This window comes from Methylobacterium sp. UNC300MFChir4.1, assembly GCF_900110155.1.
Taxonomy (GTDB): domain Bacteria; phylum Pseudomonadota; class Alphaproteobacteria; order Rhizobiales; family Beijerinckiaceae; genus Methylobacterium.
This window is the reverse complement of sequence record NZ_FOCS01000002.1, coordinates 67,409-92,899: the sequence shown is the minus strand read 5'-3', so window position 1 is coordinate 92,899 and position 25,491 is coordinate 67,409. Positions and strand designations below refer to the sequence as shown.

General features: G+C 69.8%; 24 protein-coding genes and 1 tRNA gene. 8 read left to right on the top strand and 17 right to left on the bottom strand.

Features of this window, described 5'->3' with window-relative positions:
• Nucleotides 1–137: 137 nt before the first annotated feature.
• The 5 genes from BMY19_RS03850 to BMY19_RS03830 all read right to left on the bottom strand — a co-directional run bounded on the left by BMY19_RS03850 (nucleotide 138) and on the right by BMY19_RS03830 (nucleotide 4,864).
• Nucleotides 138–1,124, bottom strand: a complete 987-nt coding sequence (locus BMY19_RS03850) for a branched-chain amino acid ABC transporter permease (protein WP_020091437.1) — start codon at nucleotides 1,122–1,124, stop codon at nucleotides 138–140.
• A 20-nt stretch (nucleotides 1,125–1,144) separates the two neighbouring features.
• Nucleotides 1,145–2,032 (bottom strand): branched-chain amino acid ABC transporter permease, encoded by an 888-nt coding sequence (locus BMY19_RS03845; RefSeq protein ID WP_043380394.1) that lies wholly within the window; start codon nucleotides 2,030–2,032, stop codon nucleotides 1,145–1,147.
• Between the two features lie 28 nt (nucleotides 2,033–2,060).
• Nucleotides 2,061–3,278, bottom strand: a complete 1,218-nt coding sequence (locus tag BMY19_RS03840; protein ID WP_100250902.1) for an ABC transporter substrate-binding protein — start codon at nucleotides 3,276–3,278, stop codon at nucleotides 2,061–2,063.
• Nucleotides 3,279–3,372: 94 nt separating this feature from the next.
• The gene (locus BMY19_RS03835; protein ID WP_042674624.1) at nucleotides 3,373–4,113 is read right to left on the bottom strand and encodes an ABC transporter ATP-binding protein; all 741 of its coding nucleotides are present in this window, start codon (nucleotides 4,111–4,113) and stop codon (nucleotides 3,373–3,375) included.
• The gene (locus BMY19_RS03830) at nucleotides 4,106–4,864 is read right to left on the bottom strand and encodes an ABC transporter ATP-binding protein (RefSeq protein WP_026604669.1); all 759 of its coding nucleotides are present in this window, start codon (nucleotides 4,862–4,864) and stop codon (nucleotides 4,106–4,108) included. Before BMY19_RS03830 ends, BMY19_RS03835 begins: the two co-directional genes overlap by 8 nt.
• A gap of 211 nt (nucleotides 4,865–5,075) precedes the next feature.
• On the opposite strand from BMY19_RS03830, the gene BMY19_RS03825 reads away from it, so the two are divergent.
• Nucleotides 5,076–5,954 carry a 2-dehydro-3-deoxygalactonokinase gene (locus BMY19_RS03825; RefSeq protein WP_100250901.1) on the top strand — a complete coding sequence of 293 codons (879 nt, stop codon included), beginning with the start codon at nucleotides 5,076–5,078 and terminating at the stop codon, nucleotides 5,952–5,954.
• Nucleotides 5,951–6,586: a 2-dehydro-3-deoxy-6-phosphogalactonate aldolase gene (locus BMY19_RS03820; protein WP_091678067.1), complete on the top strand. Its 636-nt coding sequence runs from the start codon at nucleotides 5,951–5,953 to the stop codon at nucleotides 6,584–6,586. Before BMY19_RS03825 ends, BMY19_RS03820 begins: the two co-directional genes overlap by 4 nt.
• Nucleotides 6,587–6,795: 209 nt before the next feature.
• Here the strand turns inward: BMY19_RS03820 and BMY19_RS03815 are convergent, their stop codons facing one another.
• The 5 genes from BMY19_RS03815 to BMY19_RS03800 all read right to left on the bottom strand — a co-directional run bounded on the left by BMY19_RS03815 (nucleotide 6,796) and on the right by BMY19_RS03800 (nucleotide 9,655).
• A complete protein-coding gene (locus BMY19_RS03815; protein WP_020091430.1) occupies nucleotides 6,796–7,038 on the bottom strand; it encodes a hypothetical protein in 243 nt (80 codons plus the stop codon).
• A 143-nt stretch (nucleotides 7,039–7,181) separates the two neighbouring features.
• The gene (locus tag BMY19_RS30765; protein WP_020091429.1) at nucleotides 7,182–7,355 is read right to left on the bottom strand and encodes a hypothetical protein; all 174 of its coding nucleotides are present in this window, start codon (nucleotides 7,353–7,355) and stop codon (nucleotides 7,182–7,184) included.
• Between the two features lie 185 nt (nucleotides 7,356–7,540).
• Nucleotides 7,541–8,461, bottom strand: a complete 921-nt coding sequence (locus BMY19_RS03810; protein ID WP_170862900.1) for a histone deacetylase family protein — start codon at nucleotides 8,459–8,461, stop codon at nucleotides 7,541–7,543.
• A complete protein-coding gene (locus tag BMY19_RS03805; RefSeq protein WP_280141600.1) occupies nucleotides 8,458–9,399 on the bottom strand; it encodes an NAD(P)/FAD-dependent oxidoreductase in 942 nt (313 codons plus the stop codon). Before BMY19_RS03805 ends, BMY19_RS03810 begins: the two co-directional genes overlap by 4 nt.
• A 171-nt stretch (nucleotides 9,400–9,570) precedes the next feature.
• Nucleotides 9,571–9,655 (bottom strand) — tRNA-Leu (locus tag BMY19_RS03800).
• 124 nt (nucleotides 9,656–9,779) lie between these two features.
• On the opposite strand from BMY19_RS03800, the gene BMY19_RS03795 reads away from it, so the two are divergent.
• Nucleotides 9,780–10,361, top strand: a complete 582-nt coding sequence (locus BMY19_RS03795) for a YqaA family protein (RefSeq protein WP_056522002.1) — start codon at nucleotides 9,780–9,782, stop codon at nucleotides 10,359–10,361.
• A gap of 2 nt (nucleotides 10,362–10,363) precedes the next feature.
• Nucleotides 10,364–10,852 carry a disulfide bond formation protein B gene (locus BMY19_RS03790; protein WP_100250899.1) on the top strand — a complete coding sequence of 163 codons (489 nt, stop codon included), beginning with the start codon at nucleotides 10,364–10,366 and terminating at the stop codon, nucleotides 10,850–10,852.
• A gap of 23 nt (nucleotides 10,853–10,875) precedes the next feature.
• On the opposite strand, the gene BMY19_RS03785 is transcribed toward BMY19_RS03790, so the two are convergent.
• From BMY19_RS03785 to BMY19_RS03770, 4 genes are all read right to left on the bottom strand, one after another.
• Nucleotides 10,876–11,328: a DUF1178 family protein gene (locus BMY19_RS03785; RefSeq protein WP_100250898.1), complete on the bottom strand. Its 453-nt coding sequence runs from the start codon at nucleotides 11,326–11,328 to the stop codon at nucleotides 10,876–10,878.
• Between the two features lie 20 nt (nucleotides 11,329–11,348).
• Nucleotides 11,349–12,206 (bottom strand): carbon-nitrogen hydrolase family protein, encoded by an 858-nt coding sequence (locus tag BMY19_RS03780; RefSeq protein WP_100250897.1) that lies wholly within the window; start codon nucleotides 12,204–12,206, stop codon nucleotides 11,349–11,351.
• Nucleotides 12,199–12,468, bottom strand: coding sequence for a glutaredoxin 3 (gene grxC, locus BMY19_RS03775; RefSeq protein ID WP_020091422.1), 270 nt, complete (start codon nucleotides 12,466–12,468; stop codon nucleotides 12,199–12,201). Before grxC ends, BMY19_RS03780 begins: the two co-directional genes overlap by 8 nt.
• A gap of 116 nt (nucleotides 12,469–12,584) precedes the next feature.
• Nucleotides 12,585–12,941: a cell cycle two-component system response regulator CpdR gene (locus BMY19_RS03770; RefSeq protein WP_003603128.1), complete on the bottom strand. Its 357-nt coding sequence runs from the start codon at nucleotides 12,939–12,941 to the stop codon at nucleotides 12,585–12,587.
• Nucleotides 12,942–13,147: 206 nt separating this feature from the next.
• On the opposite strand from BMY19_RS03770, the gene BMY19_RS03765 reads away from it, so the two are divergent.
• Nucleotides 13,148–14,050 (top strand): N-formylglutamate amidohydrolase, encoded by a 903-nt coding sequence (locus BMY19_RS03765; RefSeq protein WP_100250896.1) that lies wholly within the window; start codon nucleotides 13,148–13,150, stop codon nucleotides 14,048–14,050.
• 339 nt (nucleotides 14,051–14,389) lie between these two features.
• Here the strand turns inward: BMY19_RS03765 and galU are convergent, their stop codons facing one another.
• Nucleotides 14,390–15,259 (bottom strand): UTP--glucose-1-phosphate uridylyltransferase GalU, encoded by an 870-nt coding sequence (gene galU, locus BMY19_RS03760; protein ID WP_020091420.1) that lies wholly within the window; start codon nucleotides 15,257–15,259, stop codon nucleotides 14,390–14,392.
• A gap of 171 nt (nucleotides 15,260–15,430) precedes the next feature.
• Between galU and galE the strand changes: the two genes are divergently transcribed.
• The 3 genes from galE (at nucleotide 15,431) to BMY19_RS03745 (ending at nucleotide 19,139) form a co-directional block, all read left to right on the top strand.
• Complete coding sequence (galE, locus tag BMY19_RS03755) at nucleotides 15,431–16,423, top strand: UDP-glucose 4-epimerase GalE (protein WP_100250895.1); 993 nt, start codon at nucleotides 15,431–15,433, stop codon at nucleotides 16,421–16,423.
• Nucleotides 16,424–16,427: 4 nt separating this feature from the next.
• On the top strand, nucleotides 16,428–17,615 hold the full coding sequence (locus BMY19_RS03750) for a lytic murein transglycosylase (RefSeq protein WP_100250894.1): 1,188 nt from the start codon (nucleotides 16,428–16,430) through the stop codon (nucleotides 17,613–17,615).
• 93 nt (nucleotides 17,616–17,708) lie between these two features.
• The gene (locus BMY19_RS03745; protein WP_100251113.1) at nucleotides 17,709–19,139 is read left to right on the top strand and encodes an SGNH/GDSL hydrolase family protein; all 1,431 of its coding nucleotides are present in this window, start codon (nucleotides 17,709–17,711) and stop codon (nucleotides 19,137–19,139) included.
• Between the two features lie 35 nt (nucleotides 19,140–19,174).
• Here BMY19_RS03745 and BMY19_RS03740 read toward each other — a convergent pair whose 3' ends face one another.
• Together BMY19_RS03740 and gltB are read right to left on the bottom strand one after the other, a co-directional pair.
• On the bottom strand, nucleotides 19,175–20,608 hold the full coding sequence (locus BMY19_RS03740; RefSeq protein ID WP_020091416.1) for a glutamate synthase subunit beta: 1,434 nt from the start codon (nucleotides 20,606–20,608) through the stop codon (nucleotides 19,175–19,177).
• 102 nt (nucleotides 20,609–20,710) lie between these two features.
• Nucleotides 20,711–25,354 (bottom strand): glutamate synthase large subunit, encoded by a 4,644-nt coding sequence (gene gltB / locus BMY19_RS03735; protein WP_244534843.1) that lies wholly within the window; start codon nucleotides 25,352–25,354, stop codon nucleotides 20,711–20,713.
• Nucleotides 25,355–25,491 lie beyond the last annotated feature (137 nt).

Below are 25,491 nucleotides of genomic sequence, written 5' to 3'. Positions count from 1 at the left end.
CTGACAGCGTGGAGCCGTCAGCGTGGGCAGTCTTGGTTAACGAAAGCTCACCACAAGTCGCAGCCTCGATCCGCCATTGCAGGTCGCGACGGGGGCGTTGCCGCGATGCAACCGCCACCCGCCCCGGATCCCGCGTCCTAGAGCGGCCGTCGGATCAGCCGGGCGATCAGGCCAACGATGCCCTCGCGGAACAGCAGCACGCAGAGCACGAAGACGCAGCCCTGGATGATCGTCACCCAAGCGCCGAACTGTGCCAGGTAGGTCTCCATCGTGACGATCACCAGCGCGCCGACGATCGGCCCGAACACCGTCCCCATGCCGCCGACGAGGGTCATCAGCACCACTTCGCCGGACATCGACCAGTGCACGTCGGTGAGCGAGGCGAGCTGGAACACGATCGCCTTGGTGGAGCCCGCGAGCCCGGCGAGCGTCGCCGAGAGCACGAACACCGCGAGCTTGTACTGGCTGGCGCGGTAGCCGAGCGAGATCGCCCTCGGCTCGTTGTCGCGGATCGCCTTCAGCACCTGCCCGAAGGGCGAGTGGATGATCCGGTAGATCAGCAGCATCCCGGCCATGAAGACCACGGCCACCACCGCGTACATGACCCGGTCGTCGGCGAGGCTGATCGCGCCGAACAGGTTGCCGCGGGGCACCGCCTGGATGCCGTCCTCGCCGCCGGTGAACTTCGCCTGCAGGGAGAAGAAGAACACCATCTGGGCGAGCGCCAGGGTGATCATCGAGAAGTAGATGCCCTGCCGGCGGATCGCCAGGGCGCCGAAGACCAGACCCAGCAGAGCGGCCGTGACCGTGCCGGCGAGGATCGCCAGTTCCGGCGTGAAGCCCAGGCTCTTGGCCGTGTACGCGCAGAGGTAGCTTGCCATGCCGAAATAGGCGGCGTGGCCGAAGGAGAGCAGGCCGCCGTAGCCGAGCAGGAGGTTGAAGGCGAGCGCGAACAGCGCGAAGCACAGCACCTTCATCAGGTAGACGGGGTACAGGACGAGCGGTGCCACGACGAGCAGCACCGCGATGCCCACGAAGATGAGGCGGTGGAGCGCCTTGTCGTCCCGACTCGTCGGCACGGCGGCGGCGATCGGGGCGGCGTCGAGGGCGGCGGTGTCGGCCATGGGGGTGCCTCAGATCGCGATCAGGCCGTGCGCCCGAACAGGCCGGCGGGTTTGACGAGCAGCACCAGCACCATGATCACGAAGATCACGGTGGCGGACGCCTCCGGATAGAACACCTTGGTCAGCCCCTCCACGAGGCCCAGGGCGAAGCCCGTGATCACCGAGCCGATGATCGAGCCCATGCCGCCGATCACCACCACGGCGAAGACCACGATGATGATGTCGGCGCCCATGTTGGGATTGACCGAGTAGATCGGCGCAGCGAGCACCCCGGCGAAACCCGCGAGCGCGACGCCGAACCCGTAGGTCAGCGTCAGGAACAGCGGCACGTTGACCCCGAACGCCTGGACCAGGGTCGGGTTCTCGGTGGCGGCGCGCAGATAGGCGCCGAGCTTGGTCTTCTCGATTACGAGCCACGTCGCGATGCAGACGGTCAGCGAGGCGACCACCACCCAGGCGCGGTAGTTCGGCAGGAACATGAAGGGCAGGCGCTGGCCGCCGGACAGCTCGGCCGGGATCGCGTAGGGCAGACCCGACACGCCGTACTGGTTGCGGAACAGGCCCTGGATGATCAGCGCGAGACCGAAGGTCAGCAGCAGGCCGTAGAGGTGGTCGAGCTTGTAGAGCCGGGCGATGAGCACCCGCTCCAGAACGATGCCGAAGGCGCCCACCACGAGCGGTGCGAGCCCCAGCGCCCACCAGTAGCCGAGACCGACATAGGTGAGCAGCATCCAGGCCACGAACGCGCCCATCATGTAGAGCGCGCCGTGGGCGAAGTTGATGATGTTCAGGAGCCCGAAGATGATCGCGAGCCCGAGCGACAGGATCGCGTAGAACGAGCCGTTGATCAGGCCGAGCAGGAGCTGACCGAACAGGGCCTGCGTCGGCACACCGAAGATCGTGGTCATGGCCGGTCTCCGCGCCCCGAACCCACCGTCAGCCCTTCACCAGGGGGCAGTTGCCCTCGTTGAGCGGCCGGAAGACCTGGTCGCCCGGGATAGTCTCGAGCTTCTTGTAGAGGTCCCACTCGCCCTTCGACTCGGCGGGCTTCTTGACCTCGAACAGGTACATGTCGTGGATCTTGCGGCCGTCCGCGCGGATCACGCCCTTGCCGAACAGCGGGTCGTCCGTCGGCATCGCCTTCATCTTGGCGACCGTGGCGGCGCCGTCGGCGGTCGACTTCGTCTCGGCCACAGCCTTCAGGTAGTGGAGCACGTCCGAGTAGACGCCCGCATGGTTCGCGGTCGGCTTCGAGCCGTTCTTCATCTGCTTGGCGAACCGGTCCGAGAAGGCGCGGGTCTGGTCGTTCAGGTCCCAGTAGAACGGCTCGGTGAGCACCAGCCCCTGCGCCACCTTGGTGCCCAGCGAGTGCACGTCCGAGGAGAAGACCAGGAGGCCGGCGAGCGCCTGGCCGCCCTCGGTGATGCCGAATTCGCCCGCCTGCTTGATCGCGTTGATCGTGTCGGTGCCGGCATTGGCGAGCCCGATCACCTTGGCGCCCGAGCCCTGCGCCTGCAGCAGGAAGGACGAGAAGTCGGAGGTCGGGAACGGGGTCTTCACCGAGCCGACGACCTTGCCGCCGTTCTTGGTGATGACCGCGCTGGTGTCGCGCTGCAGGGTCTGGCCGAACACGTAGTCGGCCGTGAGGAAGAACCACGTGTTGCCGCCGCGCTTGACCATCGCGCCGCCGGTGCCGTTGGCCAGCGCCACCGTGTCGTAGACCCAGTGGATGGTGTTCGGCGTGCATTGCGGGCCGGTGAGGTCGGCGGTGCCGGCGCCGGTATCGATGAAGACCTTGTTCTTCTCCTTGGTGACCTGGCTGATCGCCAGCGCCACCGAGGACGTCACGCCGTCCGTGATCATGTCGACGGCGTCGCGGTCGTACCATTGCCGGGCGATGGCCGCGCCGACATCCGGCTTGTTCTGGTGGTCGGCCGAGACGATCTCGACCTTCAGCCCGTGCTGCTCGGGCTTGAAATCCTCGACCGCGAGCTTCGCGGCCACGACCGAGCCCTCGCCACTGATGTCCGAGTAGGCGCCCGAGCGGTCGCCCAGGATGCCGATCTTCACGTTCGTCTGCGCGGCTGCGGTGCCCATCATCAGGGCGCCGGCGAGGGCGGCGAGGGTCACGGGCCGGGCGATGCGTCCGAGCATTTTCGTTTCCATCCTCCAGCGGCGCGGCGGATCTCCGCCGGCCGAGTATCGGGTCGCCGTTTTCTGGCGCTTCTACGGTTTTCGCGTGCGAGATTCAGACGCCGAGATAGGCGTGCAGCTTGTCGATATTGGCGTCAAGCTCGGCATTGGGGATCATGTCGACCACCCGCCCCTGCTCGATCACGAAGTGCCGGTCCGCCAAAGTCTGGGCGAAGCGGAAATTCTGCTCCACCAGGACGATGGTGTAGCCCTGAGTCTTCAATTGCTGGATCGTCCGGCCGATCTGCTGGACGATGACCGGCGCGAGACCTTCCGTGGGCTCGTCGAGCAGGATCAGCTTGGCGCCGGTGCGCAGGATGCGCCCGATCGCCAGCATCTGCTGCTCGCCGCCCGAGAGCTTGGTGCCCTGGCTGCCGGCGCGTTCCTTGAGGTTCGGGAACAGCGTGTGGATATCGGCCACCGACATGCCGCCGGGCTTCACCCGCGGCGGCAGCATCAGGTTCTCGTGGACCGTCAGGCTCGCGAAGATCCCTCGCTCCTCCGGCACGTAGCCGATCCCGAGCCGGGCGATGTTGCGCGAGGCCATCCGGACCGTCTCGACGCCGTCGTAGACGATCGAGCCCGAGCGCTTGCCGAGGATCCCAATGATCGCCCGGAGGGTCGTGGTCTTGCCCGCGCCGTTGCGGCCGAGCAGCGTGATCACCTCGCCCGCGCGCACGTCGATGTCGATGCCGTGGAGGACGTGGCTCTCGCCGTACCAGCCCTCGAGGCCGCGGACGGTCAGCAGCGCGTCGGTCGCGGCCGCCGGAGGTGTCTTCAGAGCCGCCTCAGGCATGTCCCGCCCCGATATACGCTTCGACCACCCGCGGGTCCTTCGAGACCGTGGCGTAGTCGCCCTCGGCCAGCACCTGCCCGCGGGCCAGCACGGTGATCCGGTCCGACAGGGAGGCGACCACGGAGAGGTTGTGCTCCACCATCAGGATGGTGCGGTCCTTCGAGACCCGGCGGATAAGTTGCGCCGTGCGCTCGACGTCCTCGTGGCCCATGCCGGCCATCGGCTCGTCGAGGAGCAGCATCTCCGGATCGAGGGCGAGAGTCGTGGCGATCTCGAGCGCGCGCTTGCGCCCGTAGGACAGCTCGACCGCGAGCACGTCGGCGAAGTCGGAGAGGCCCACCGCCTCGACGAGGGCGAGCGCCTCGCCGTTCAGCGCGCGCAGGACCCGCTCGGGCCGCCAGAAGTCGAAGGAATCGCCGCGCCGCCGCCGCTGCAGGGCGATGCGGACATTCTCCATCACCGTGAGGTGCGGGAACACGGCCGAGATCTGGAACGAGCGCACGAGCCCGAGGCGGGCGACGTCCGCCGCCTTCAGGCCGGTGATGTCGCGGTCCTTGTAGCGGATCGTCCCCGCGGTCGGGATCAGGAACTTCGTCAGGAGGTTGAAGCAGGTGGTCTTGCCGGCCCCGTTCGGCCCGATAAGGGCGTGGATGGTGCCGCGCTCGACCTGCAACGCCACGCCGTTGACGGCCCGGAATCCGCGGAATTCCATCGTCAGGCCATCGGTCGCCAGGATTACATCCCGTGCCAAGCGTGTCCCTCCCGGGTTCGATTTCTTGCCGCCATATCGCCGATCCCCAGCCGCGCAGTCCATCGCAAACGCTCGTGGCGGCGCGACAATCCCCCGGGAGTGATATCAGTCGCCCTCCGTGTCACGACAGCCGCCGGACTGAACTTGACCGCGCCGCGCGCCGCATTTAACTCAGACAATTCGTCGAGTGGCGCTTCTGAGAGGGTTCGGCATGGGCGATCGCCCGGCCTACATCGCCGTCGACTGGGGCACGACGAACCGGCGGGCCTTCGCCGTCTCGGAAGAGGGCATCATTCTCGACAGCCTGCACGACGAGCGTGGCGTCCTCGCCCTGTCGCCCGACGCCTATCCGGCGGAGATCGCGGCGCTGCGCGCGCGACTGGGCGCTGACCACATCATCGCCGTCGGCATGATCGGCTCCAACCGGGGCTGGCAGGCGGCGCCCTACGTGGCCGCGCCGGCCACCCTCGCCGCCCTGGCCGAAGCCTGCCTCGAGCCCGCCCCGGGCGTCCGGATCGTCCCCGGCGTCGCTCTGCGGGGCGGTGGTCGCCCCGACGTGATGCGGGGCGAGGAGATCCAGGTCCTCGGGGCGATCGGAGCGGGCACGGCGCCGGCGACGGCCCTGTTCTGCCAGCCCGGCACGCACAACAAGTGGATCGAGACCGTCGACGGGGCCATCACGGATTTCACCACCGTGATGACCGGAGAATTCTTCGCCCTCCTGCGGGCACACGGGATCCTGGCCGGGACGCTCGACGGCACGGTCGGGGATGGGGCCCCCTTCCGCGCGGGTGTCCGGCGCGGCCTCGCGTCCCGCAATCTCGCCGCCACCCTGTTCGAGGTCCGCTCCGGCCTCCTGCTCGATCGGCTCGCCCCCGAGGACGCGGCGGCCCATGCCAGCGGGATCCTGATCGGCGCCGATATCGGCACCCGGGAGGACCTCCGGCGGCGCCCGGTCCATCTCCTCGGCGGCGGCCGCCTCGGGTCGCTCTACGCCGCCGCCATCACCGAAGCGGGCGGGGATCCGGTGATCGTGCCGGACGGTTCAACCACGGCCGGTATCCACGCCATCTGGAGTCTGCGGGCATGACCATCCTCGACCGGTTCGAGGCGGCCTTCGCGGCCTGCCCCCTCGTCGCCATCCTGCGGGGGCTCACGCCGGACGAGGCACCCGCCGTGGGGGAGGCTCTGGTCGGAGCCGGGTTCACCCTCGTCGAGGTGCCCCTCAACTCGCCGGACCCGCTCCGGAGCATCGCGACGCTCGCCGAGCGCCTCGCCGGGCGGGCGCTGGTCGGGGCCGGCACGGTCCTGACGCCGACTCAGGTCGGCGAGGTCGCCGCTGCTGGCGGAACCCTCGTGGTATCGCCAAACGCCGATCCGGCCGTCATCGGCGCCACCGTCGCGGCGGGCCTTGTCTCGCTTCCGGGCTATCAGACGCCCACGGAGGCTTTCGCTTGCCTGGCGGCGGGAGCAACCGCGCTGAAGCTGTTCCCGGCGGATGTCGCGACGCCCCTGGCGCTCCGGGCGCATCGCGCGGTCCTTCCGCCGGACACGCGGGTTCTGGCCGTCGGCGGAGTCTTGCCCGAGACCATCGCGGGCTGGCGGCAGGCGGGCGCCGATGGATTCGGCCTCGGGTCCAATCTTTACCGGCCCGGGAAGGCGGCGGCCGACGTCGCCCGCGACGCCGCGGCCTACGTGGCGGCGTTCGAGCGCTCCGCCTGAAAACACCAACGGCGGGCCGTCCGGTCGGGCCGAGCAGACACGGCAGAGCGTGTCGGCCGCGCCCCCTGACCTTCGCGCGATGCGCGCCTCCGCAGGCGGCCTGACCGCGCCTTTGCGACCGGTTCACAGCGCGATCGCCGCCGCGTCGTCGCGGTCGGCACTTCACCGGCGAGGCCCGGCCGCTCGTGGCAGGTTGCCGAGGTGTCGCGCTATCGGCGGTTCGCGATCTCGCGGGCCGGCCGGTCGGACCGGTCGACCACCGTCCGGCACGCACCGCTCAGCGACACCCGCTTCTCGCGGAGGCAGAGTGTGATCGCCCCCGCGTTCGGGATCTGGGCGGCGCACAGCCGCATCACGTCCGGCGTGCAGGCGGCCCGGTCCGCGCCGGTCTCCGCGAGCGCGGGCGCCGTGCCGACCAAGACCGCGAGGAGGGCGAAAGTGGCGGACTTCATCAAGGATGTCTCCTGAGCGGATCGGGGCCGCGAGCGGCCAAGCCTCGGCGTCCGGCGAGAACGCCGAGGCCGGAAAAGATATCCCGTCGTGCTTGTTTCAATCTGACGCAGGTTCGCGGCCGCGGAGCGAAAGGCCGCTGACGTCACGGACGTATCGCCGGTGCGATCGCACCGGTCGTCGCAGGCTCGACCAGAGCCGCGCCGACGACCGGTTGTGATCTCTGGCGATCGAGCTTGTCCGCCGAGACGAGGGCGGCGGCGATCAGGGCCGACACCGCCAGCGTCGCCTTCACCACGTCCCAGACCCGCGCGAGCATGGTCGATCCCCAACGGCGTCATCGAGTGCGAGCAGCGGATCCGCCTCATCAATCCGCCTGCCCCGCATCCTCGACCGGAGCCCTTCCCAAAACCTTTCCCGTGAACCCGAGGACTGCATATCGACCGTCGCGTGATGCAATCCGGTCTCACCCCGAGAACTCGCGCAGATTTCCCGCGCATCATCTCACGCGAGCGTCGATCCCGCGGCCGCCTCGGCGGCCAGCGCCTCGAAGACCAGGGCGTGACGGCGCGCCAGGGCCTCGACATCGTGCGTGTACCCGCCGCCAATCACCGCGGCGAGCGCGATCCCACGGGCGCGGGCCTGCGCCACGACGTAGCGATCGCGGGCGAGCAGTCCGTCATCGGTGAGGCAGAGACGGCCGAGACGGTCGTCCCGATGGGGATCGACGCCCGCGTTATAGAAGACGAGATCCGGCGCGAACGCGTCGAGGAGCGGCGGCAGGCGGGCGCGCAGGACATCGAGATAGGCGGCGTCGTCGAGCCGGTCGGGCAGGCCGATGTCGAGGTCGCCGGCGATCTTCTGGGCCGGGTAGTTGTTCTCGCAATGGATCGAGAGCGTGAACAGGTCGGGACTGAGGGCGAGGCAGTCCGCGGTCCCGTCGCCCTGATGCACGTCGAGGTCGACCACGAGGACGCGCCGGACCAGACCTTCGGCCTGGAGGGTGCGGGCCGCCACCGCGACATCGTTCAGCACGCAGAAACCGGCGCCCTGCCGGCGCCGCGCGTGGTGGCTGCCGCCGGCGGCGCTGCCCGCGAGGCCTTCCGCGAGGGCGAGGCGCCCGGCCAAGAGGGTGCCGCCCACCGAGGCGCGGGAGCGGCGGACAAGGGCGGCGTCGACCGGCAAGCCGATCGCCCGCTCGATGTCCCGGCCGACATCGCAGGCGAGCACCGCGTCCACGTAGGCCGAATCGTGGGCGCGTAGCAGGATCTCGGCACTGGCGGGCTCCGGCGTGACGAAGCCTAGGGGCGCCAGACCCTTGGCGACCAAGGTCTCGGCGAGCAGGCCGTACTTGCGCATCGGGAACCGGTGGCCTGACGGGAGCGGCGCCTCGTAGGCCGGATGGAAGGCAATCGGCGGGATCACGCGGGCCGTCCCAGATCGGCCAGGAGGCACCGGGCCAGTGCCTGACCGCTGTCGTAGGCCGCCTCGATCCGGGCGCCGAGGGACCAATCCCCGCCTGCCCCGAGACGCAGGTCCGGATCGTACAGGCAGGGTTGCTCGAGGGCGGTCTCGACCTGGGCGTAGCGCCAGCGATGCGCCTCCGCGTGGGACGGCCGGAGCGTGGCGCCGAGGACGTCCTCGGCCGCTCCGAGAAGCGCGGCGATGACCGCCTCGCGCGGGGCCTCGAGATGTCCGCGGGACCAGGCGGGCGTCGCGTGCACCGTGAGCCGCGAGCCCGCAGGCCTCCCGGGCTTCGCGGAATCGTGCGCGATCAGGCCGATCGGATCGGTCCGAGGCTGGACGAGGACATCCCGCGGTCGCGTCTCCGTCGCCACCATGAGCGACCAGCACGGCGCATAGGTGGCGCGCCGGACACCGGGCAACGCGACGCCCGATGCCTCGAGCAGCGTCCTGACCTGAGGGGCCGGGACGGTGATCGCGACGGCGTCGAACGGGCCGTGCACGATGCCGGCCGCGTCCTCGAGGTGCCAGCGCGCTCCCTGCCGTCGAAGCCGCACGACGGTCGTCGCGCTCGATACCGGAAGGTCCGAGAGCAGGGCGCGGACGGGCTCCGTCATGCCCGGCACGCCGACATGGCGGTCGGAGCCGGCCCAGGGCGCAACGATGCCCAGCCGCGTCCACCGGCCGAGCTCGGCCGCGAAGGCGGGCCCGCGCGCACGCATGAATTGCGCGCCGTGGTCGAACTGCATCTCACCGACCCGCCGGGTCGCCATGCGTCCCCCGACCCCGCGCCCCTTGTCGAAGACCCGGACGCGGAAGCCCGCCTCGGCCAGCCGGCGCGCGGCGGCCGCGCCTGCCATGCCGGCTCCGAGGACCGCGACAATTCCTTGCTCGTTCACGCCCCTGCCCCGTCTGAACGACCGGCCCCGCCGCCGCGTGAGGGCGAAGATAGGGGCCGAGCCACGCGGCGTCAGAGCGACGGAATCGCGCTTGTCATGGACGGGATCGGTGTACGCGACGCGGATACGGTCCGGCTGTCCGGCGAAGTCCCGCGGTGATCGGTGGCGCCGTGGTGCGGGTAGAGGGAATCGAACCCCCACGCCTTGCGGCTGGCGATTTTGAGTCGCCCGCGTCTACCAATTCCGCCATACCCGCGTGCCAGCGCTCTTCGCATAGGTCGGCGGCTCCGGCCAAGTGTTGTTTTGCGTCGGTCGGCGATCTGGCCAAGGCGGGGCGCCTATGCTCAAAGGGCGGCCGATCTCATAATCCGGGACCTTGAATGCTCCGCCGGCTCTACGCGTGGATCCTGGCCCTCAGTGACCGGCCATCTGCGCCCTACGCGCTCGGTGCCGTGGCCTTCGCCGAAAGCTCCTTCTTTCCGGTTCCACCGGACGTGATGCTCGTCCCGATGGCGGTCGCCCGGCCGGATCGGGTCTGGTTCTACGCCACGATCACGACGGTCGCCTCGGTCCTCGGCGGTCTGGTCGGCTACGCCATCGGAGCCCTGCTGTTCGACTCCGTCGGTGAGTGGCTCATCCGCCTCTACGGCTTGCAGAACTCGGCCGCCACCTTCCAGGACTCCTACGCGCGCTACGGCCACTGGGTGATCCTGCTGAAGGGGCTCACGCCGATCCCCTACAAGCTCGTGACGATCACGTCGGGTTTCGCGCATTACAGCCTGTTCTGGTTCACGATCCTGTCGATCGTGACCCGCGGCGCCCGCTTCTTCATTCTCGCCGGACTGCTCGGCCGCTACGGTGTCCAGATTCGCGGCGTGCTCGACCGGCACCTGAACGCGGTCGCGGCGATCTCCGTCGCCGTCATCGTCCTCGGCTTCCTGCTTTTCAAGGTGATCCTGTAGCGATGAACACGGCGGCTGCCCTGCGCCTCAAGACCGCTGGCCTCTGGCTCGCGATCGCCTCCGCCCTCACCGTCGGGGCCGCGCTCGTCCTCCAGTACGGATACGGCTACGCGCCGTGCAAGCTCTGCCTGACCGAGCGGCTGCCCTACTACGCCGCCGTGCCGCTGGGTCTGCTGGCCCTGTTCCTGCCGGAGCGCTTGGCGCGGATCGCCCTCGGGCTCGCGGCCCTCGGCCTGCTCTACGGGGCCGGGATCGGGGTCTACCACGCCGGCGCGGAATGGGGCTTCTGGCAGGGACCCGCCGATTGCGGCGGCGGCACCGGCGCCAATCCGGGCCAGGTCGGCGACTTCCTCAACAGCCTGCAGACCACGAAGGTGGTCGACTGCTCGGTGGCCGCGCTCCGGGTGCTGGGCGTGTCGCTCGCCGGCTGGAGCGCCGCGATCTCGGCCGTGCTGGCCTCCTTCGCGGGGACCGCCGCGCTGCGTCCCTGACGCGCGCGGACCGGCGAGGCCGATCAGTTCCGGTCGTCGGGCAGGATCGGAATCGCCGCCACCTCGATGCCCTCGTCGATCAGGGCCCGCGCCTCCGCGGGGCTCGCCTCACCGTAGATCGAACGCCCTTCCGCCTCGCCGTAGTGGATCTTGCGCGCCTCCTCGGGGAAGCGCGCCCCGACATGCTCGGCATTAGCCACGACGTGCTCCCGGAGCGCGCGCAGCATCGCCCGCACCTGACGTTCCGGCTCGGCGATCATGGTCACCGGCGCCTCCGCCTTCGGGATCGGCGGCGGCGCGCGCTCCCGATCCGTGCGGGCGACGCTCGGCACCATCAGGGCCTTGCTGACCATGGCGCTGTCGCAGACCGGGCACGTCACGAGGCCGCGCGCGACCTGCGTGTCGTAGGAATCGGACGACGGGAACCAGCTCTCGAAGCCGTGCCCGGCATCGCAGACGAGACTGTACCGGATCATTCTGTTGCTTGCTGTGATGACTACTGCGCGGCCCGAGTCCGCGGACCGACGCGCTCGACGGTGAAGGGCCGGCCGTGCTGCAGCGAGGGAATGCGGGCCCGGGCCTCCGCGACCTGCGCGAGGTCGATCTCCGCCATGATGATCCCCGGCTCGTCCCCTCCGGCATCGGCCAGGACCCGGCCCCAGGGATCGACGATCAGCGAGTGGCCGTAAGTCTCGCGCCCGTCCTCGTGCCGACCGCCCTGCGCCGCCGAGATCACGAAGGCGCCGGTCTCGATGGACCGGGCCCGTTGCAGGACGTGCCAGTGGGCCTCGCCGGTCTGCCGGGTGAAGCAGGCGGGGGCCGTCAGCACGTCGGCGCCCGCCTCGGCGAGGGCGCGGTACAGCGCGGGGAAGCGGATATCGTAGCAGATCGTCAGGCCGAGCGTGGCCCACGGCGTCTCGGCGAGCACCGCGCAGGCGCCACCGGAATAGGTCGCGGATTCCCGCCAGCGCTCGCCGCTCGGCAGGTCGACGTCGAAGAGATGCAGCTTGTCGTAGGAGGCCAGGATCTCCCCGTCGGCGCCGATCAGGTAGGCGCGGTTGGCGATCTTGTCGCCGGCCCTGACCGCGATCGAGCCGATCTGGACGACCGTTCCGGTCTGACGCGCGGCCTCGCGGAGCGCCGCCAGGGTCGGGTCCTGCTCCTCGGTGGTGACGTGGGCGAACAGACGCTCGCGGCTTCGCTCCACCAGGGACGTCATCTCGGGAGTCTGCACGTAGGCCGCGCCCCGCGCCGACGCCTCGCGCACGCCCGCCACGGCCGCGTCGCGATTGGCGGCAGGGTCGCGCCCCGACCGCATCTGCACGCAGGCAGCCGTGAAGCGGGGCTCAGGCATCGGCCGTGTCCTTGAGCAGCGGGTCGAGCTTGCCGGCGCGATCGAGGGCGTACAGGTCGTCGCAGCCGCCGACATGCGTGGCGCCCACGAAGATCTGGGGAACGCTGGTGCGGCCGCCGGCGCGCTCGACCATGGTGGACCGGGCGCCCTGCACGCGCTCGACGTCGATCTCCTGGAAGGCGACGCCCTTCTCCTTCAGCAGGCTCTTGGCCGCCGAGCAGTAAGGACACCAGGCCGTGGTGTAGATTGTGACCGGCTGCATCGCGATCGTCGTCCCGCGCGTGAACTCGGGACATATAGGAGCGCGGGGCGCGCCTTGCCTATGCCCGTGTGGTCACAGGGCAACGCGCGCGCGCCGTCGACGAAGCACCGGCAGGATCAGGCGGCCAGGAGCTTCTCGACCTCGTTGACGAGATCGCGGAGGTGGAAGGGCTTCGACAGGACCTTGGCGTCCTTCGGGGCCTTCGAATCCGGGTTGAGGGCGACCGCCGCGAAGCCGGTGATGAACATCACCTTGATGTCGGGATCGAGCTCGGTGGCGCGGCGGGCCAGCTCGATGCCGTCCATCTCGGGCATCACGATGTCGGTCAGCAACAGTTCGAACGGCTCCTCGCGCAGCCGGTTGTAGGCGGAGAGGCCGTTGTCGAAGGACAGGACATCGTAGCCCGCGTTCTGCAGCGCCTTGGCCAGAAACCGGCGCATGTCGTTGTCGTCTTCCGCCAGCAGGATTTTCATCGGCCGGATCCGAGCCTTCGAGTCGAGAAGTTGATCCCATAAAGGGAGGCGATGGTAAACAAGGTGTTAGGATGGAGCGCGCAGCCGCCGCCGCGTGTCTCCCGGGCGACTGCGTCGGCCGCCGGTGCGGAGTGGACAGGCGATCGATCGCACACCACAGTGAGCGCCTGCCGTCCTCGTTCAACCGCCGGGGTGTCCACCAGCCGATGACTGCAACCGAACCGGTACAGCCAGACGCCTTCGGATTTGCCCCGGCCTTCGCGGTCGACGAGCCCGCGGCGCACACCCTGCCTTTCGTCTTCAATACCGGTCATTCCGGGGCCGTCTACCCCCCCGACTTCATCGCGGCCTCGCGGCTCGACGCGCTGACCCTGCGCCGCTCCGAGGATGCCCACGTCGACCGCCTGTTCGGATCGGTCGTCGGACTGGGCGCGCCGCTCCTGCGGGCCAACTTCCCCCGCGCCTTCCTCGACGTGAACCGGGAGCCCTACGAACTCGACCCGCGCATGTTCGAGGGGCGCCTGCCGCCCTTCGCCAACACCCGGTCGATGCGCGTCGCGGGCGGTCTCGGGACCGTGCCCCGGGTCGTCGCCGACGGCCAGGAGATCTACGCCCGGCGCCTGCCGGTCGCCGAGGCGACCGCCCGGATCGAGAGCCTGTACAAGCCGTATCATCGCGCACTGCGCGGACTGGTCCAGCGCACGGCGCGCACCCACGGCCACTGCATGCTCGTCGATTGCCACTCGATGCCGTCCTCGAGCCTCGGCCGCGATCCGGACATGAAAGCCGACGTGGTGCTGGGCGACCGCTACGGCACGGCGTGCGCACCCGTCCTGATCGACGGATTCGAGGCCGCGTTCCGGGCCCGGGGTTTCCGCGTGGTCCGCAACAAGCCCTACGCCGGCGGCTTCATCACGGAGCATTACGGCGAGCCGAACCTCGACCGCCACGCGCTCCAGATCGAGCTGAATCGGGGTCTCTACATGAACGAGGCCAGCCTCGCGATGACGGCGGGCTTCCCGGCACTGGTCGAGGCGCTGCGCGGCGTCGTCGCCGATGTCGCCAAGGACCTCGACGATATCGTCCCCCGCCGGATGGCCGCGGAATAGGGGCGCTGCCCCGACCGTTCACGAAGAAGAGCGGCGGTATGCCGGAAAGAAAAAAGGCCACTCCCGAAGGAGCGGCCCGAAGTCTAGGGAGGAAACGCCCAAGAAGGGCAGCGAGACCGCGACGCCATCGCGATCTCGCAACGCACAAACTAAAGTGCGCCGCACAAGAAGCAAGCGCAATTCGCCCGCTGCGGCCGCTCTGCGCGCATACCTGAAGCGCGTTCGCTGGCCGCCGCGCGTCGCCGCGTGCAGGCATAGCTCGAACGAGAGCGAGAACCGATGCGGTCGCACGTGTCGCCTAGCGGGGCGCGGTGATCGGATCCGCGCCCGCAGCGCCGTTCAGCCCTGGCTCTTGAGCAACTTCTCGATCTCGGCCCGCAGGGGTCCTGCGAGATCGTTCCGCTCCAGGGCGTAGGCGAGATTCGCCGTGAGGAAGCCGAGCTTCGAGCCGGTATCGTAGGTCCGGCCCTCGTAGCGCATGCCGTAGAAGGCCTGCTTCTCCATCAGGTCGATCATGGCGTCCGTGAGCTGGATCTCGCCGCCCGCGCCCTTCTTGCCGTGCTCGAGGATCCCGAAGATCTCGGGCTGGAGGATGTAGCGCCCGGAGATGATGAAGTTCGACGGCGCCGTGCCCTGCTTGGGCTTCTCGACCATCCCGGTGATCTGGAAGGACTGGCCGTAGGTCTCGCCCACGCTGACGATGCCGTACTGGTGCGTCTCCTCGGGCGCCACCTCCTCGACGGCGATGATGTTGCCGCCGTGGCGATCGTAGGCGGCCAGCATCTGCTGCATGCAGCCGCGGCTCAGCATGTCGGGGAGCAGCACCGCGAACGGCTCGTCGCCGACGATTTCGCGGGCGCACCACACCGCGTGGCCGAGGCCGAGCGGCGCCTGCTGGCGGGTGAAGCTGGTCTGGCCGGCCTTCGGCAGGTCCTTCTTCAGCTCCTCGTAGGCGGCCGTCTTCCCGCGCTCCTGAAGGGTGTGGTCGAGCTCGAACGCGATGTCGAAATGGTCCTCGATCACCGCCTTGCCGCGGCCGGTGACGAAGATGAAGTGCTCGATCCCGGCCGCGCGCGCCTCGTCGACGACGTGCTGCACCACGGGCCGGTCGACGACCGTGAGCATCTCCTTCGGGACCGCCTTCGTGGCGGGCAGGAAGCGCGTGCCGAGGCCCGCGACGGGGAGGACGGCCTTGCGGATCGGTTTCATCGAGCGGTAACCCCGGAACTGGATGGAACGACGTGGTCAGCTGTGCGGTCAGTGAGATAGCTTAACGCGAGCCGTCGCAAGCATGTACATCGTTAGTATGAGGCGGCGGGGCGTAAATTTCCCGTCTGCAAAGGCGTAAGCAGTTGCCGGGATGGCGGCAGTGAGGGCGAGATGGCGGTTCTGGTGACGGGGGGTGCCGGCTACATCGGCAGCCACATGGTGCTGGCGCTCCTCGACGCCGGCCATGAGGAGGTCGTCGTCCTCGACGATCTCTCCACCGGCTTCGACTGGGCGGTCCCAGAGGGTGTGAAGCTCGTCGTCGGCGACGTGGCCGACCAGGCCCTCGTGACGCAGACCATCCTGCAGCACCGCATCGATGCCCTGGCCCACTTCGCCGCCAAGATCGTTGTGCCTGCATCCGTAGCCGACCCCCTGGGCTACTACCTCGCCAACACGGTGAAGACCCGCGCGCTGATCGAGGCGTCGGTGCGTGCCGGCGTCAAGAATGTCATCTTCTCCTCGACCGCGGCCGTCTACGGTGAGCCCGAGGCCTCGCCGGTTCCCGAGGACCTGCCGCTGAAGCCGATCAATCCCTACGGCCGCTCGAAGCTGATGAGCGAGTGGATGATCGCCGACGCCGCCGCGGCGCACGGCTTCTCCTACGTGGTCCTGCGCTACTTCAACGTCGCCGGCGCGGATCCGGAGGGACGGTCCGGCCAGTCGACGCCCAACGCCACGCACCTGATCAAGGTGGCCACGCAGGCGGCGCTCGGCCAGCGCGCCCGGCTCGACGTCTTCGGGACCGATTACCCGACCCCGGACGGGTCGTGTCTGCGCGACTACATCCAGGTCTCTGACCTCGCGGAGGCGCATCGCCTCGCCCTCGACCATCTACGATCCGGTGGCGAGAGCCTGACGCTGAACTGCGGCTACGGGCGCGGTTACTCGGTCCTCGAGGTCGTCGAGGTCGTGAAGCGGATCTCGGGCCGCGACTTCGAGGTGCGGCTGTGCCCGCGCCGACCCGGCGATCCGGCCCAAATCGTCGCCGAGGCGGCGCGCATCCGCGATCGCCTGGGCTGGCAGCCCCGGCACGACGACCTCGACGCCATCGTCGGCCAAGCCCTCGCCTGGGAAGAACGCCTGGAGAAGCGCAATCGGATCTGACCGGATGCATTCCCGTCGATGGATCCTGGCCGGGGCGGCGAGCCTCGCGACCGGCCCGGCCCGCGCCGAGGACGCCTTCCGGGCGTTCGTCGAGGCCCTGCGTCCGGACGCGGCGGCACGGGGCGTCTCCGCCGCGACCTTCGACGCGGCGTTCCGCGGGATCACAGGACCTGATCCCGGAATCCTGGCGCGAACCCGCCGCCAGAGCGAGTTCAGTCGGCCTGTCTGGGAGTACCTCGTCGGCGCGGTCTCGGCCGGCCGCATCGCGCGCGGCCGCGACCGCGCCGCCACCCTCGCGTCGACCCTGACGGCGATCGAGGCCCGCTACGGCGTTCCGGGTCCGGTGGTGATGGCGTTCTGGGGCGTCGAGTCGGATTTCGGAGCGAGTGCGGGCAGCGTCCCGACCGTCCGGGCGCTGGCGACGCTCGCCGAGGCGCGGCATCGCGGCAGCCTGTTCCGCGACGAGCTCCTCGCCGCCCTCACGATCCTGCAGCGCGGCGACATCGCGCCCGACCGGATGAGCGGCAGCTGGGCTGGCGCGATGGGTCAGGTGCAGTTCCTGCCCTCCACCTACCTGGCCCACGCGGTCGACTTCGACGGCGACGGCCGGCGCGACATCTGGACCAGCGCGGCGGATTCGCTGGCCTCGATCGCCGCCTATCTCAAGGATCTCGGCTGGAATCCGACCTTCTCCTGGGGCTACGAGGTGCGCCTGCCGAAGGAGTTCGACCTGAGCCGCTACGCGGGCGATCTCGCGAGCTTCGCCGAGCGCGGCGTTCGCCGCACCGACGGGCAGCCGCTGCCGGGGGCCGGGCGCGCCAGCCTGTTCCTGCCCGGAGGCCTCGGCGCGCCGGTCTTCCTGATCACCGACAATTTCGAGGTGGTCCGGGGCTACAACACCTCGGATTCCTACGCGCTGGCGGTGGGTCACCTTGCCGACCGCCTCGCCGGCGGTCCGCCGCTGGCCGCGCCGTGGCCCGCCGGAGCCCGCCTCGACGGGCCAGGCCTCCGCGCCCTGCAGACCGGCCTCGCGGCTTCCGGCTTCTACGACGGGCCGACGGATGGGCGCGCGGGCCCGAAGCTGCGCGAGGCGGTGCGGCGCTATCAGATCAGCGTCGGATTGCCGGCCGACGGGTACGCGACGCCGGCCCTGCTCGCCCGCGTGGCCGGGAAGGCAGCGCCGCGACGCTGAGCCCGGCGAGAGGTTTAGACCCGCGCGCGGCTTCCACCTATAGTGGCCGCGGTCCGAACGGGCCCGGTTTGGCGTAAAGCGTACGGGATGCGCATGGTCCTCGCTCGTCGGCGTCCTTCGGAACGCACCCTCATTCTCGGGCTCTCGGTCCTGTTGGGGCTCGCGGAGGTGTCGACCTTCGGGGGCGGTCCGGCCCGCGCGCAGTGGGGCGACAGCTACCAGCAGCAGCAGGGCGGCACCTATTACCAGGCGCCGCCGCGCCGGCGGCCGCGGGACGCCTATTACCGCGACGACGGGACGTCCGGGCGCCAGCCCCGCTACGCGCCGCAGCAGGAGGCGCCGCGCCAGTTCTACTGGCCCTGGGAGGACAGGCCGCAGCCGGTGGCGCCGCAGCCGGAGCGCACCTACCGGGCCCCGCGCCAGCGAACCAATCCCTACGCGACCGGAGAGGCGCAGCGTCCGCCCCCCGCGGTGAAGCGGCGGGTCCGTCCGGCCCGGGCGCCGACACCGCCGAAGCCCGCGGTCGCCAAGACCGAGCCGAACGTCCAGATCGCCGTCTTCGGCGATTCCCTCGCCGACCATCTCGCCAAGGGCCTCGACGACGTGTTCGAGGACAATGCCGACGTCGCCGTGATCGACCGCGCGAAGGGCGACAGCGGTCTGGTGCGCAAGGACGTGGTCGACTGGCCGAAGGTCGCGCAGGACTACCTCCAGAGCAACGCGAAGGTGCGCTACGCCCTGGTGATGTTGGGCGCCAACGATCGGCAGCCGATCCGCGAGGGCGACGAGACGGCCGATCCCCTCACGGACCGCTGGCGCGCCCTCTACCGCGCCCGGGTAGAGGCGCTGGCGAAAGTCTTCACCGACCGCAAGATCCCGTTGATCTGGGTCGGTCTGCCGCCGGTCCAGAGCGAGTCCCTGAGCCGGGACCTCGCTTCCCTGAACGACATCGTCCGGGACACCGTTACCAAGGCCGGCGGGACCTACGTCGATATCTGGCCGGGCTTCGTCGACGACCGGGACCGGTACGCGGCGTCGGGCCCGGATCCGGAAGGCCAGATCGCCAAGCTCCGCACCGCGGACGGTGTCCATTTCACCAAGGCGGGCGATCGGAAGCTGGCCCACTTCGCCGATGTCGAGCTGAAGCGGCTGATGGGCGCGGTGCCGGGCACGGCCGAGCCGTCGCCGACCGCGACCGTGGCGCCGACCGCACCGCCCGCGACACCCGGGCCGAGCCTCGACGGTACCGCGCCGGCCACCGATACCGCGGCGATCGATCGTCAGATCACCGCGATGCTGCCGAGCCTGCCGGAGCCGCCCGGTGTGCCGGCGCTCCCGGTGAAGCCCGCGGCCGGCCCCGTGGTACCGTTGAGCCGGAGCGAGGTGTCGCCCGGCGGCGCGCTGCTGAATGGCCGTCCGCGCGATCCGGACAATTCCGGGACCGTGGAGCGGACGCTGCTGCGCGGCAACGCGCCGATGCCGCAGCCCGGCCGAGCCGACGATTTCCGCTGGCCGCCCGGCTGAGCCGGGCGGACCCTTCGCGCGCTCTCAGCAGGCCGTCAGCGCGGCAGGACGCTCGCGCCCATCAGCATCTCGTCGATGGCACGCGCCGCCTGACGGCCCTCGCGGATCGCCCAGACCACCAGGGACTGGCCGCGCCGCATATCGCCGGCGGCCCAGATCTTCGCGTCCGACGTGCGGTAGTCGTCCTCGTTCGCCTCGACATTGCCACGCTTGTCGACGCCGACCCCGGACTGCTCCAGCAGCCCCTTCTGGACCGAGCCCGCGAAGCCGATCGCCATGAAGACGAGGTCGGCCGGCAGCACGAACTCGGTGCCGGCGATCGGCTGGCGCTTGGCATCGACGCGGGCGCAGACCACGCCGGTGAGCTGGCCCTTCTTGTTCCCCTCGAGCCGCAGGGTCGCGGCCTGGAACTCGCGCTCCGCGCCTTCCGCCTGGCTGGACGAGGTCCGCATCTTGGTCGGCCAGTAGGGCCACACGGTGAGCTTGTCCTCCCGCTCCGGCGGGCGCGGGCGGATGTCGAGCTGCGTCACCGACAGGGCCCCCTGGCGGAACGCGGTGCCGACGCAATCGGAGGCGGTGTCGCCGCCGCCGATGACCACCACGTTCTTGCCCGCGGCCAGGATCGGCTGCTCGCCGTTGCCGCGCATCGGCTCGGCGCTCACCCGCCGGTTCGACTGGACGAGGTAGGGCATCGCGTAGTGGACGCCCTCGAGGTCCTGGCCGGGAAGCTGCGGGTTGCGCGGATCCTCGGCGCCACCGCAGAACATCACGGCGTCGAACTCGGCCTTGAGCTCGTCGACCGACTTCGTCACACCGATGTTCTGGTTGTAGTGGAAGACGACGCCCTCGGCCTCCATCTGGCGCACGCGCCGGTCGATGTGGCGCTTCTCCATCTTGAAGTCCGGGATGCCGTAGCGGAGAAGGCCACCCGCCTTCGGCTCGCGCTCGAACACGTGGACGTCGTGCCCGACGCGGGCGAGCTGCTGCGCCGCCGCCATACCGGCCGGTCCGGAGCCCACGATCGCGACGCGCTTGCCGGTGCGGGTCTGCGCCGGCTCGGGCTTCACCCAGCCCATGTTCCAGGCGCGGTCGGCGATCGCCTGCTCGATCGTCTTGATGGCGACCGGCTGGTTCTCGAGGTTGAGCGTGCACGCCTCCTCGCAGGGCGCGGGGCAGACGCGGCCGGTAAACTCCGGGAAGTTGTTCGTCGAGTGGAGGTTGCGGGACGCCTCCTCCCAATCCGACTGGAAGACGAGGTCGTTCCAGTCCGGGATCTGGTTGTGGACCGGGCAGCCCGTCGGCCCGTGGCAGAACGGGATGCCGCAATCCATGCAGCGCGCGGCCTGTTTCGTCAGGTCGTGCTCGTCGAGCGGGAGCGTGAACTCGCGGAAGTGCCGGACTCGGTCGGCGGCAAGCTGGTACTTCTGCTCCTGCCGGTCGAACTCGAGGAAGCCTGTGATCTTGCCCATTGGTCAGCCCCTGGGCCGGCCAGTCTCTGACTGCGCTGCCCGCGTCGTCGTCTCGTGTGGGTGCGTGACCGGGCGGGAGCCCGCCCGGTCTCAGGAAGTCGCCTACTCGGCGGCCACCGGCATCCGCGCCATCTCCATCTCGCGAAGCGCCCGGCGGTACTCCACCGGCATCACCTTCACGAACTTGGTGCGGTAGCCGCTCCAGTCGTCGAGGATCGCCTTGGCGCGGGGGCTGCCCGTGTACTTGAGATGGTTGGTGATGAGCTGCGTCAGCCGCTCCTCGTCGTGCCCGGACATGTCGGCCAGGATGTCGACCCGCCCCTTGGTCTCCAGGTCGCCGTCCTGGTGGAAGCGACGCATCAGGTCGTCCTCCTCCTCGACCGGCTCCAGGTCGACCATCGACAGGTTGCAGCGCGCCGAGAAGGAGCCGTCCTCATCGAGCACGTAGGCGATGCCGCCCGACATGCCGGCCGCGAAGTTGCGCCCGGTCTCGCCGATCGACACGACCACGCCGCCGGTCATGTACTCGCAGCCGTGGTCGCCCATGCCCTCGACCACCGTGATCGCGCCGGAGTTCCTGACCGCGAAGCGCTCGCCCGCGGAGCCGCGGATGTAGCACTCGCCCGCGATCGCCCCGTACAGCACGGTGTTGCCGACCATGATCGTCCGGTCCTGCGGCGACTTCAGCGCGTCGCTCGGCCGGATGATCAGCTTGCCGCCCGACAGACCCTTGCCGACGTAGTCGTTGCCGTGGCCGGTCAGCTCGACGGTCACGCCGGCCGCCACCCAGGCGCCGAAGCTCTGGCCCGCCGTGCCGGCGAGCTTCACCACGATCGTGTCGTCGGGCAGGCCCTCGTGGCCGTGCGCCTTGGCGACCATGCCGGAGAGCATCGCGCCCGCCGCCCGGTCCGAGTTCCGGATGGTGTCGGTGATGACCACCGGCTCGCCGGTCTCGATCGCGCGCTGCGCCTTCTCGATCAGGCGCCGGTCGAGGACCGTGTCGATCGGGTGGTGCTGCACCTCCACGTGGCGGATCGCCGTGCCCTCGGCCACCTTCGGCCGGTGGAACAGCTTGGTGAAGTCGAGCCCGCGCGCCTTCCAGTGAGCGATGGCCTCGACCTTGTCGAGCACGTCGGACCGGCCGACCGCCTCCTCCAGCTTCGTGAAGCCGAGCGAGGCGAGGATCTCCCGCACCTCCTCGGCCACGAAGAAGAAGTAGTTCACCACGTGCTCCGGCGTGCCCTTGAAGCGCTTGCGCAGCACCGGATCCTGGGTGGCGACGCCCACCGGGCAAGTGTTCAGGTGGCACTTGCGCATCATGATGCAGCCGGCCGCGATCAGCGGGGCCGTCGAGAAGCCCATCTGGTCGGCGCCGAGCAGCGCCGCGATCATCACGTCGCGCCCGGTCCGGATGCCGCCGTCGGCCTGAAGGGCGACGCGGCCGCGCAGACCGTTCAGCACCAGCGTCTGCTGGGTCTCGGCCAGCCCGGTCTCCCAGGGTCCGCCCGCGTGCTTGAGCGAGGTCAGCGGCGCCGCGCCGGTGCCGCCGTCGAAGCCCGAGATCGTGATGTGGTCGGCCCGCGCCTTGGCGACACCGGCCGCGACCGTGCCGACGCCGACCTCGGAGACGAGCTTCACCGACACGTCCGCCGACGGGTTCACGTTCTTCAGGTCGAAGATCAGCTGGGCCAGATCCTCGATCGAGTAGATGTCGTGGTGCGGCGGCGGCGAGATCAGGCCCACCCCCGGGGTGGCGTAGCGGACCTTGGCGATCTTGGCGTCGACCTTGTGGCCGGGCAGCTGGCCGCCCTCGCCGGGCTTGGCGCCCTGCGCGACCTTGATCTGCATCATGTCGGAATTGACGAGGTACTCCGTCGTGACGCCGAAGCGGCCGGAGGCGACCTGCTTGATCGCGGACCGGCGCGAGCGCCCGTCCGGCAGCGGCTTGAACCGCTCGACCTCCTCGCCGCCCTCGCCCGAGTTCGATCGCCCGCCGAACGAGTTCAGCGCGATGGCGAGCGTCTCGTGCGCCTCCTTGGAGATGGAGCCGTACGACATGGCGCCCGTGGCGAAGCGCTTGACGATCTCGGAGGCCGGCTCGACCGAGTCCAGCGGGACCGGCGCGCGACCGAGCTCGGCGGCGGACTTGATGCGGAACAGGCCGCGGAGCGTCTTCAGCTGGTGCTCCTGGCGGTTCACCAGCTCGGCGTATTCGCGGTAGCGCTCCGGCACGTTGAGGCGCACCGCGTGCTGCAGCGTCGCCACCGTGTCGGGCGTCCAGGTGTGGGTCTCGCCGCGCAGGCGGTAGGCGTACTCGCCGCCGACATCCAGGGCGTTCCGGTAGACCGGCGCGTCACCGAAGGCGTCGCGGTGTCGGCGGGCGGTCTCCTCGGCGATCTCCGCCATGCCGACGCCCTCGATGGTCGTCGCCGTGCCGAAGAAGTCGCGGCCGACGAAGGTCGAGTTCAGACCGACCGCGTCGAAGATCTGCGCGCCGCAATAGGACTGATAGGTGGAGATGCCCATCTTGGACATCACCTTCAGAAGGCCCTTATCGATCGCCTTGATGTAGCGGTAGATGATCTCGTCGTCGGTGAGATCCGGCGGGAACTCGTCCTTCATGTCGAGCAGCGTCTCGAAGGCGAGGTACGGGTTCACCGCCTCGGCGCCGTAGCCGGCGAGACAGGCGAAGTGGTGCACCTCGCGCGGCTCGCCCGACTCGACCACGAGGCCGACCGAGGTCCGGAGCCCCTTGCGGATCAGGTAATTGTGCACGGACGCCGTGGCCAGCAGCGCCGGGATCGGGATCCGATCCGGCCCGACCGCCCGGTCGGTGAGCACGATGATGTTGTAGCCGCCGCGCACCGCTGCCTCGGCGCGGTCGCAGAGGCGGTCGAGCGCCCCGTCCATGGCCGCCGCGCCGGTCTCGGCCGGGTAGGTCATGTCGAGGGTCTTGGTGTCGAACCGATCCTCGAAATGGCCGATCGAGCGGATCTTCTCTAGATCGGCGTTGGTGAGGATCGGCTGGCGGACCTCCAGGCGCTTGCGCCGGGACGCGCCCTCCATGTCGAGCAGGTTCGGCCGCGGCCCGATGAACGAGACGAGGCTCATCACGGCCTCCTCGCGGATCGGGTCGATCGGCGGGTTCGTGACCTGCGCGAAGTTCTGCTTGAAGTAGGTGTAGAGCAGCTTCGACTTCTCGGAGAGGGCCGAGAGCGGCGTGTCCGTGCCCATGGAGCCGACCGCCTCCTGGCCGGTAACGGCCATGGGCTGCATCAGCAGCTTGAGGTCTTCCTGCGTGTAGCCGAAGGCCTGCTGGCGATCGAGCAGGCTGACGTCGCCGCGGGACTCGCGCGGCTGCACCGGGCGCAGGTCCTCCAGCACGATCTGGGTGTTCTTGACCCAGTCGGCATAGGGATGCGCGGCGGCGAGCTCGCCCTTGATCTCCTCGTCGGAGACGATGCGGCCCTTCTGCAGGTCGATCAGCAGCATGCGGCCCGGCTGCAGGCGCCAGGACTGGACGATCTTCTCGTCCGGGATCGGCAGGGTGCCCATCTCGGAGGCGAGCACCACGAGGCCGTCGTCGGTGACGATGTAGCGCGCCGGGCGCAGGCCGTTGCGGTCGAGGGTGGCGCCGATCTGGCGGCCGTCGGTGAAGGCCACGGCGGCGGGACCGTCCCACGGCTCCATCAGGGCGGCGTGGTACTCGTAGAAGGCGCGCCGCTCATCGCTCATGAGCGGGTTGCCGGCCCAGGCCTCCGGGATGAGCATCATCATCGCGTGGGCGAGCGGGTAGCCGCCCTGCACGAGGAACTCGAGGGCGTTGTCGAAGCAGGCGGTGTCGGACTGGCCCTCGTAGGAGATCGGCCAGAGCTTCGAGATGTCGTTGCCGAACAGGTCGGAATCGACGCTCGCCTGGCGGGCCGCCATCCAGTTGACGTTGCCGCGCAGCGTGTTGATCTCGCCGTTATGCGCGACCATCCGGTAGGGGTGCGAGAGCCGCCAGGTCGGGAAGGTGTTGGTGGCGAAGCGCTGGTGGACGAGGGCGATAGCCGAGACGAAGCGGTCGTCCTTCAGGTCCAGGAAGTAGCCGCCGAGCTGCGTGACCAGCACCATGCCCTTGTAGACGATGGTCCGGGTCGACACGGAGACCGGGTAGAACTCCTTCACCCGCGGGTCGTCGAGGCCGTAGACCTTGTTGGAGATCACCTTGCGGGCGACGTAGACCCGGCGCTCGAACGCGTCCTGGTCGGTGACCGAGGCGGGCCGGCCGATGAAGACCTGACGGTGGTGCGGCTCGGTCGCCTTCACGGCGTCGCCGAGATCCTCCGGGTCCACCGGCACGTCGCGCCAGCCGAGGAGCGGCAGGCCCTCGGCGGCCAGGGACGATTCGACGATCTCCTGGATGATCGCCCGCGGCTCCTCCGCCTTCGGCATGAAGAACTGTCCGATGGCGTACGAGCCCGCCGGCGGCAGCTCGAAGCCGAGGCGCGAGCACTCCTCGGCGAAGAAGCCGTGCGGGATCTGCGTGAGGATGCCGCAGCCGTCGCCCATCTTGGGATCGGCACCCACAGCGCCGCGGTGATCGAGGTTTTCCAGGATCTTCAGACCCTGCTCGACGATCGCGTGAGTCCGGCGGTCGTGCATGTCGGCGATGAAGCCGACGCCGCAGGCGTCGCGCTCGCGGGCCGGATCGTAGGAACCCTGGGCTTTCGGGAGGGCGGGGTCGCGCACGATGAGCGGCATCGCGCCGCCGCGGGGGGCGGCAGCCAGGGCCGTGGACGCAGCAAACTCGTCGGCGGGTCTGCGTTGTGACATGCTTCGTCTCGTCCTTCCCTCGAACCCGTCCGCAGCCAAGAACCCGCGAGCATGTTTCATGCCCG

Coding starts and splice junctions, on each gene's coding strand:
- BMY19_RS03850 (WP_020091437.1), bottom strand. CDS start 1,124: ATGGCCGACACCGCCGCCCTCGACGCCGCCCCGATCGCCGCCGCCGTG.
- BMY19_RS03845 (WP_043380394.1), bottom strand. CDS start 2,032: ATGACCACGATCTTCGGTGTGCCGACGCAGGCCCTGTTCGGTCAGCTC.
- BMY19_RS03840 (WP_100250902.1), bottom strand. CDS start 3,278: ATGCTCGGACGCATCGCCCGGCCCGTGACCCTCGCCGCCCTCGCCGGC.
- BMY19_RS03835 (WP_042674624.1), bottom strand. CDS start 4,113: ATGCCTGAGGCGGCTCTGAAGACACCTCCGGCGGCCGCGACCGACGCG.
- BMY19_RS03825 (WP_100250901.1), top strand. CDS start 5,076: ATGGGCGATCGCCCGGCCTACATCGCCGTCGACTGGGGCACGACGAAC.
- BMY19_RS03820 (WP_091678067.1), top strand. CDS start 5,951: ATGACCATCCTCGACCGGTTCGAGGCGGCCTTCGCGGCCTGCCCCCTC.
- BMY19_RS03815 (WP_020091430.1), bottom strand. CDS start 7,038: ATGAAGTCCGCCACTTTCGCCCTCCTCGCGGTCTTGGTCGGCACGGCG.
- BMY19_RS30765 (WP_020091429.1), bottom strand. CDS start 7,355: ATGCTCGCGCGGGTCTGGGACGTGGTGAAGGCGACGCTGGCGGTGTCG.
- BMY19_RS03795 (WP_056522002.1), top strand. CDS start 9,780: ATGCTCCGCCGGCTCTACGCGTGGATCCTGGCCCTCAGTGACCGGCCA.
- BMY19_RS03790 (WP_100250899.1), top strand. CDS start 10,364: ATGAACACGGCGGCTGCCCTGCGCCTCAAGACCGCTGGCCTCTGGCTC.
- BMY19_RS03785 (WP_100250898.1), bottom strand. CDS start 11,328: ATGATCCGGTACAGTCTCGTCTGCGATGCCGGGCACGGCTTCGAGAGC.
- BMY19_RS03780 (WP_100250897.1), bottom strand. CDS start 12,206: ATGCCTGAGCCCCGCTTCACGGCTGCCTGCGTGCAGATGCGGTCGGGG.
- grxC (WP_020091422.1), bottom strand. CDS start 12,468: ATGCAGCCGGTCACAATCTACACCACGGCCTGGTGTCCTTACTGCTCG.
- BMY19_RS03770 (WP_003603128.1), bottom strand. CDS start 12,941: ATGAAAATCCTGCTGGCGGAAGACGACAACGACATGCGCCGGTTTCTG.
- BMY19_RS03765 (WP_100250896.1), top strand. CDS start 13,148: ATGACTGCAACCGAACCGGTACAGCCAGACGCCTTCGGATTTGCCCCG.
- galU (WP_020091420.1), bottom strand. CDS start 15,259: ATGAAACCGATCCGCAAGGCCGTCCTCCCCGTCGCGGGCCTCGGCACG.
- galE (WP_100250895.1), top strand. CDS start 15,431: ATGGCGGTTCTGGTGACGGGGGGTGCCGGCTACATCGGCAGCCACATG.
- BMY19_RS03750 (WP_100250894.1), top strand. CDS start 16,428: ATGCATTCCCGTCGATGGATCCTGGCCGGGGCGGCGAGCCTCGCGACC.
- BMY19_RS03745 (WP_100251113.1), top strand. CDS start 17,709: ATGGTCCTCGCTCGTCGGCGTCCTTCGGAACGCACCCTCATTCTCGGG.
- BMY19_RS03740 (WP_020091416.1), bottom strand. CDS start 20,608: ATGGGCAAGATCACAGGCTTCCTCGAGTTCGACCGGCAGGAGCAGAAG.
- gltB (WP_244534843.1), bottom strand. CDS start 25,354: ATGCCGCTCATCGTGCGCGACCCCGCCCTCCCGAAAGCCCAGGGTTCC.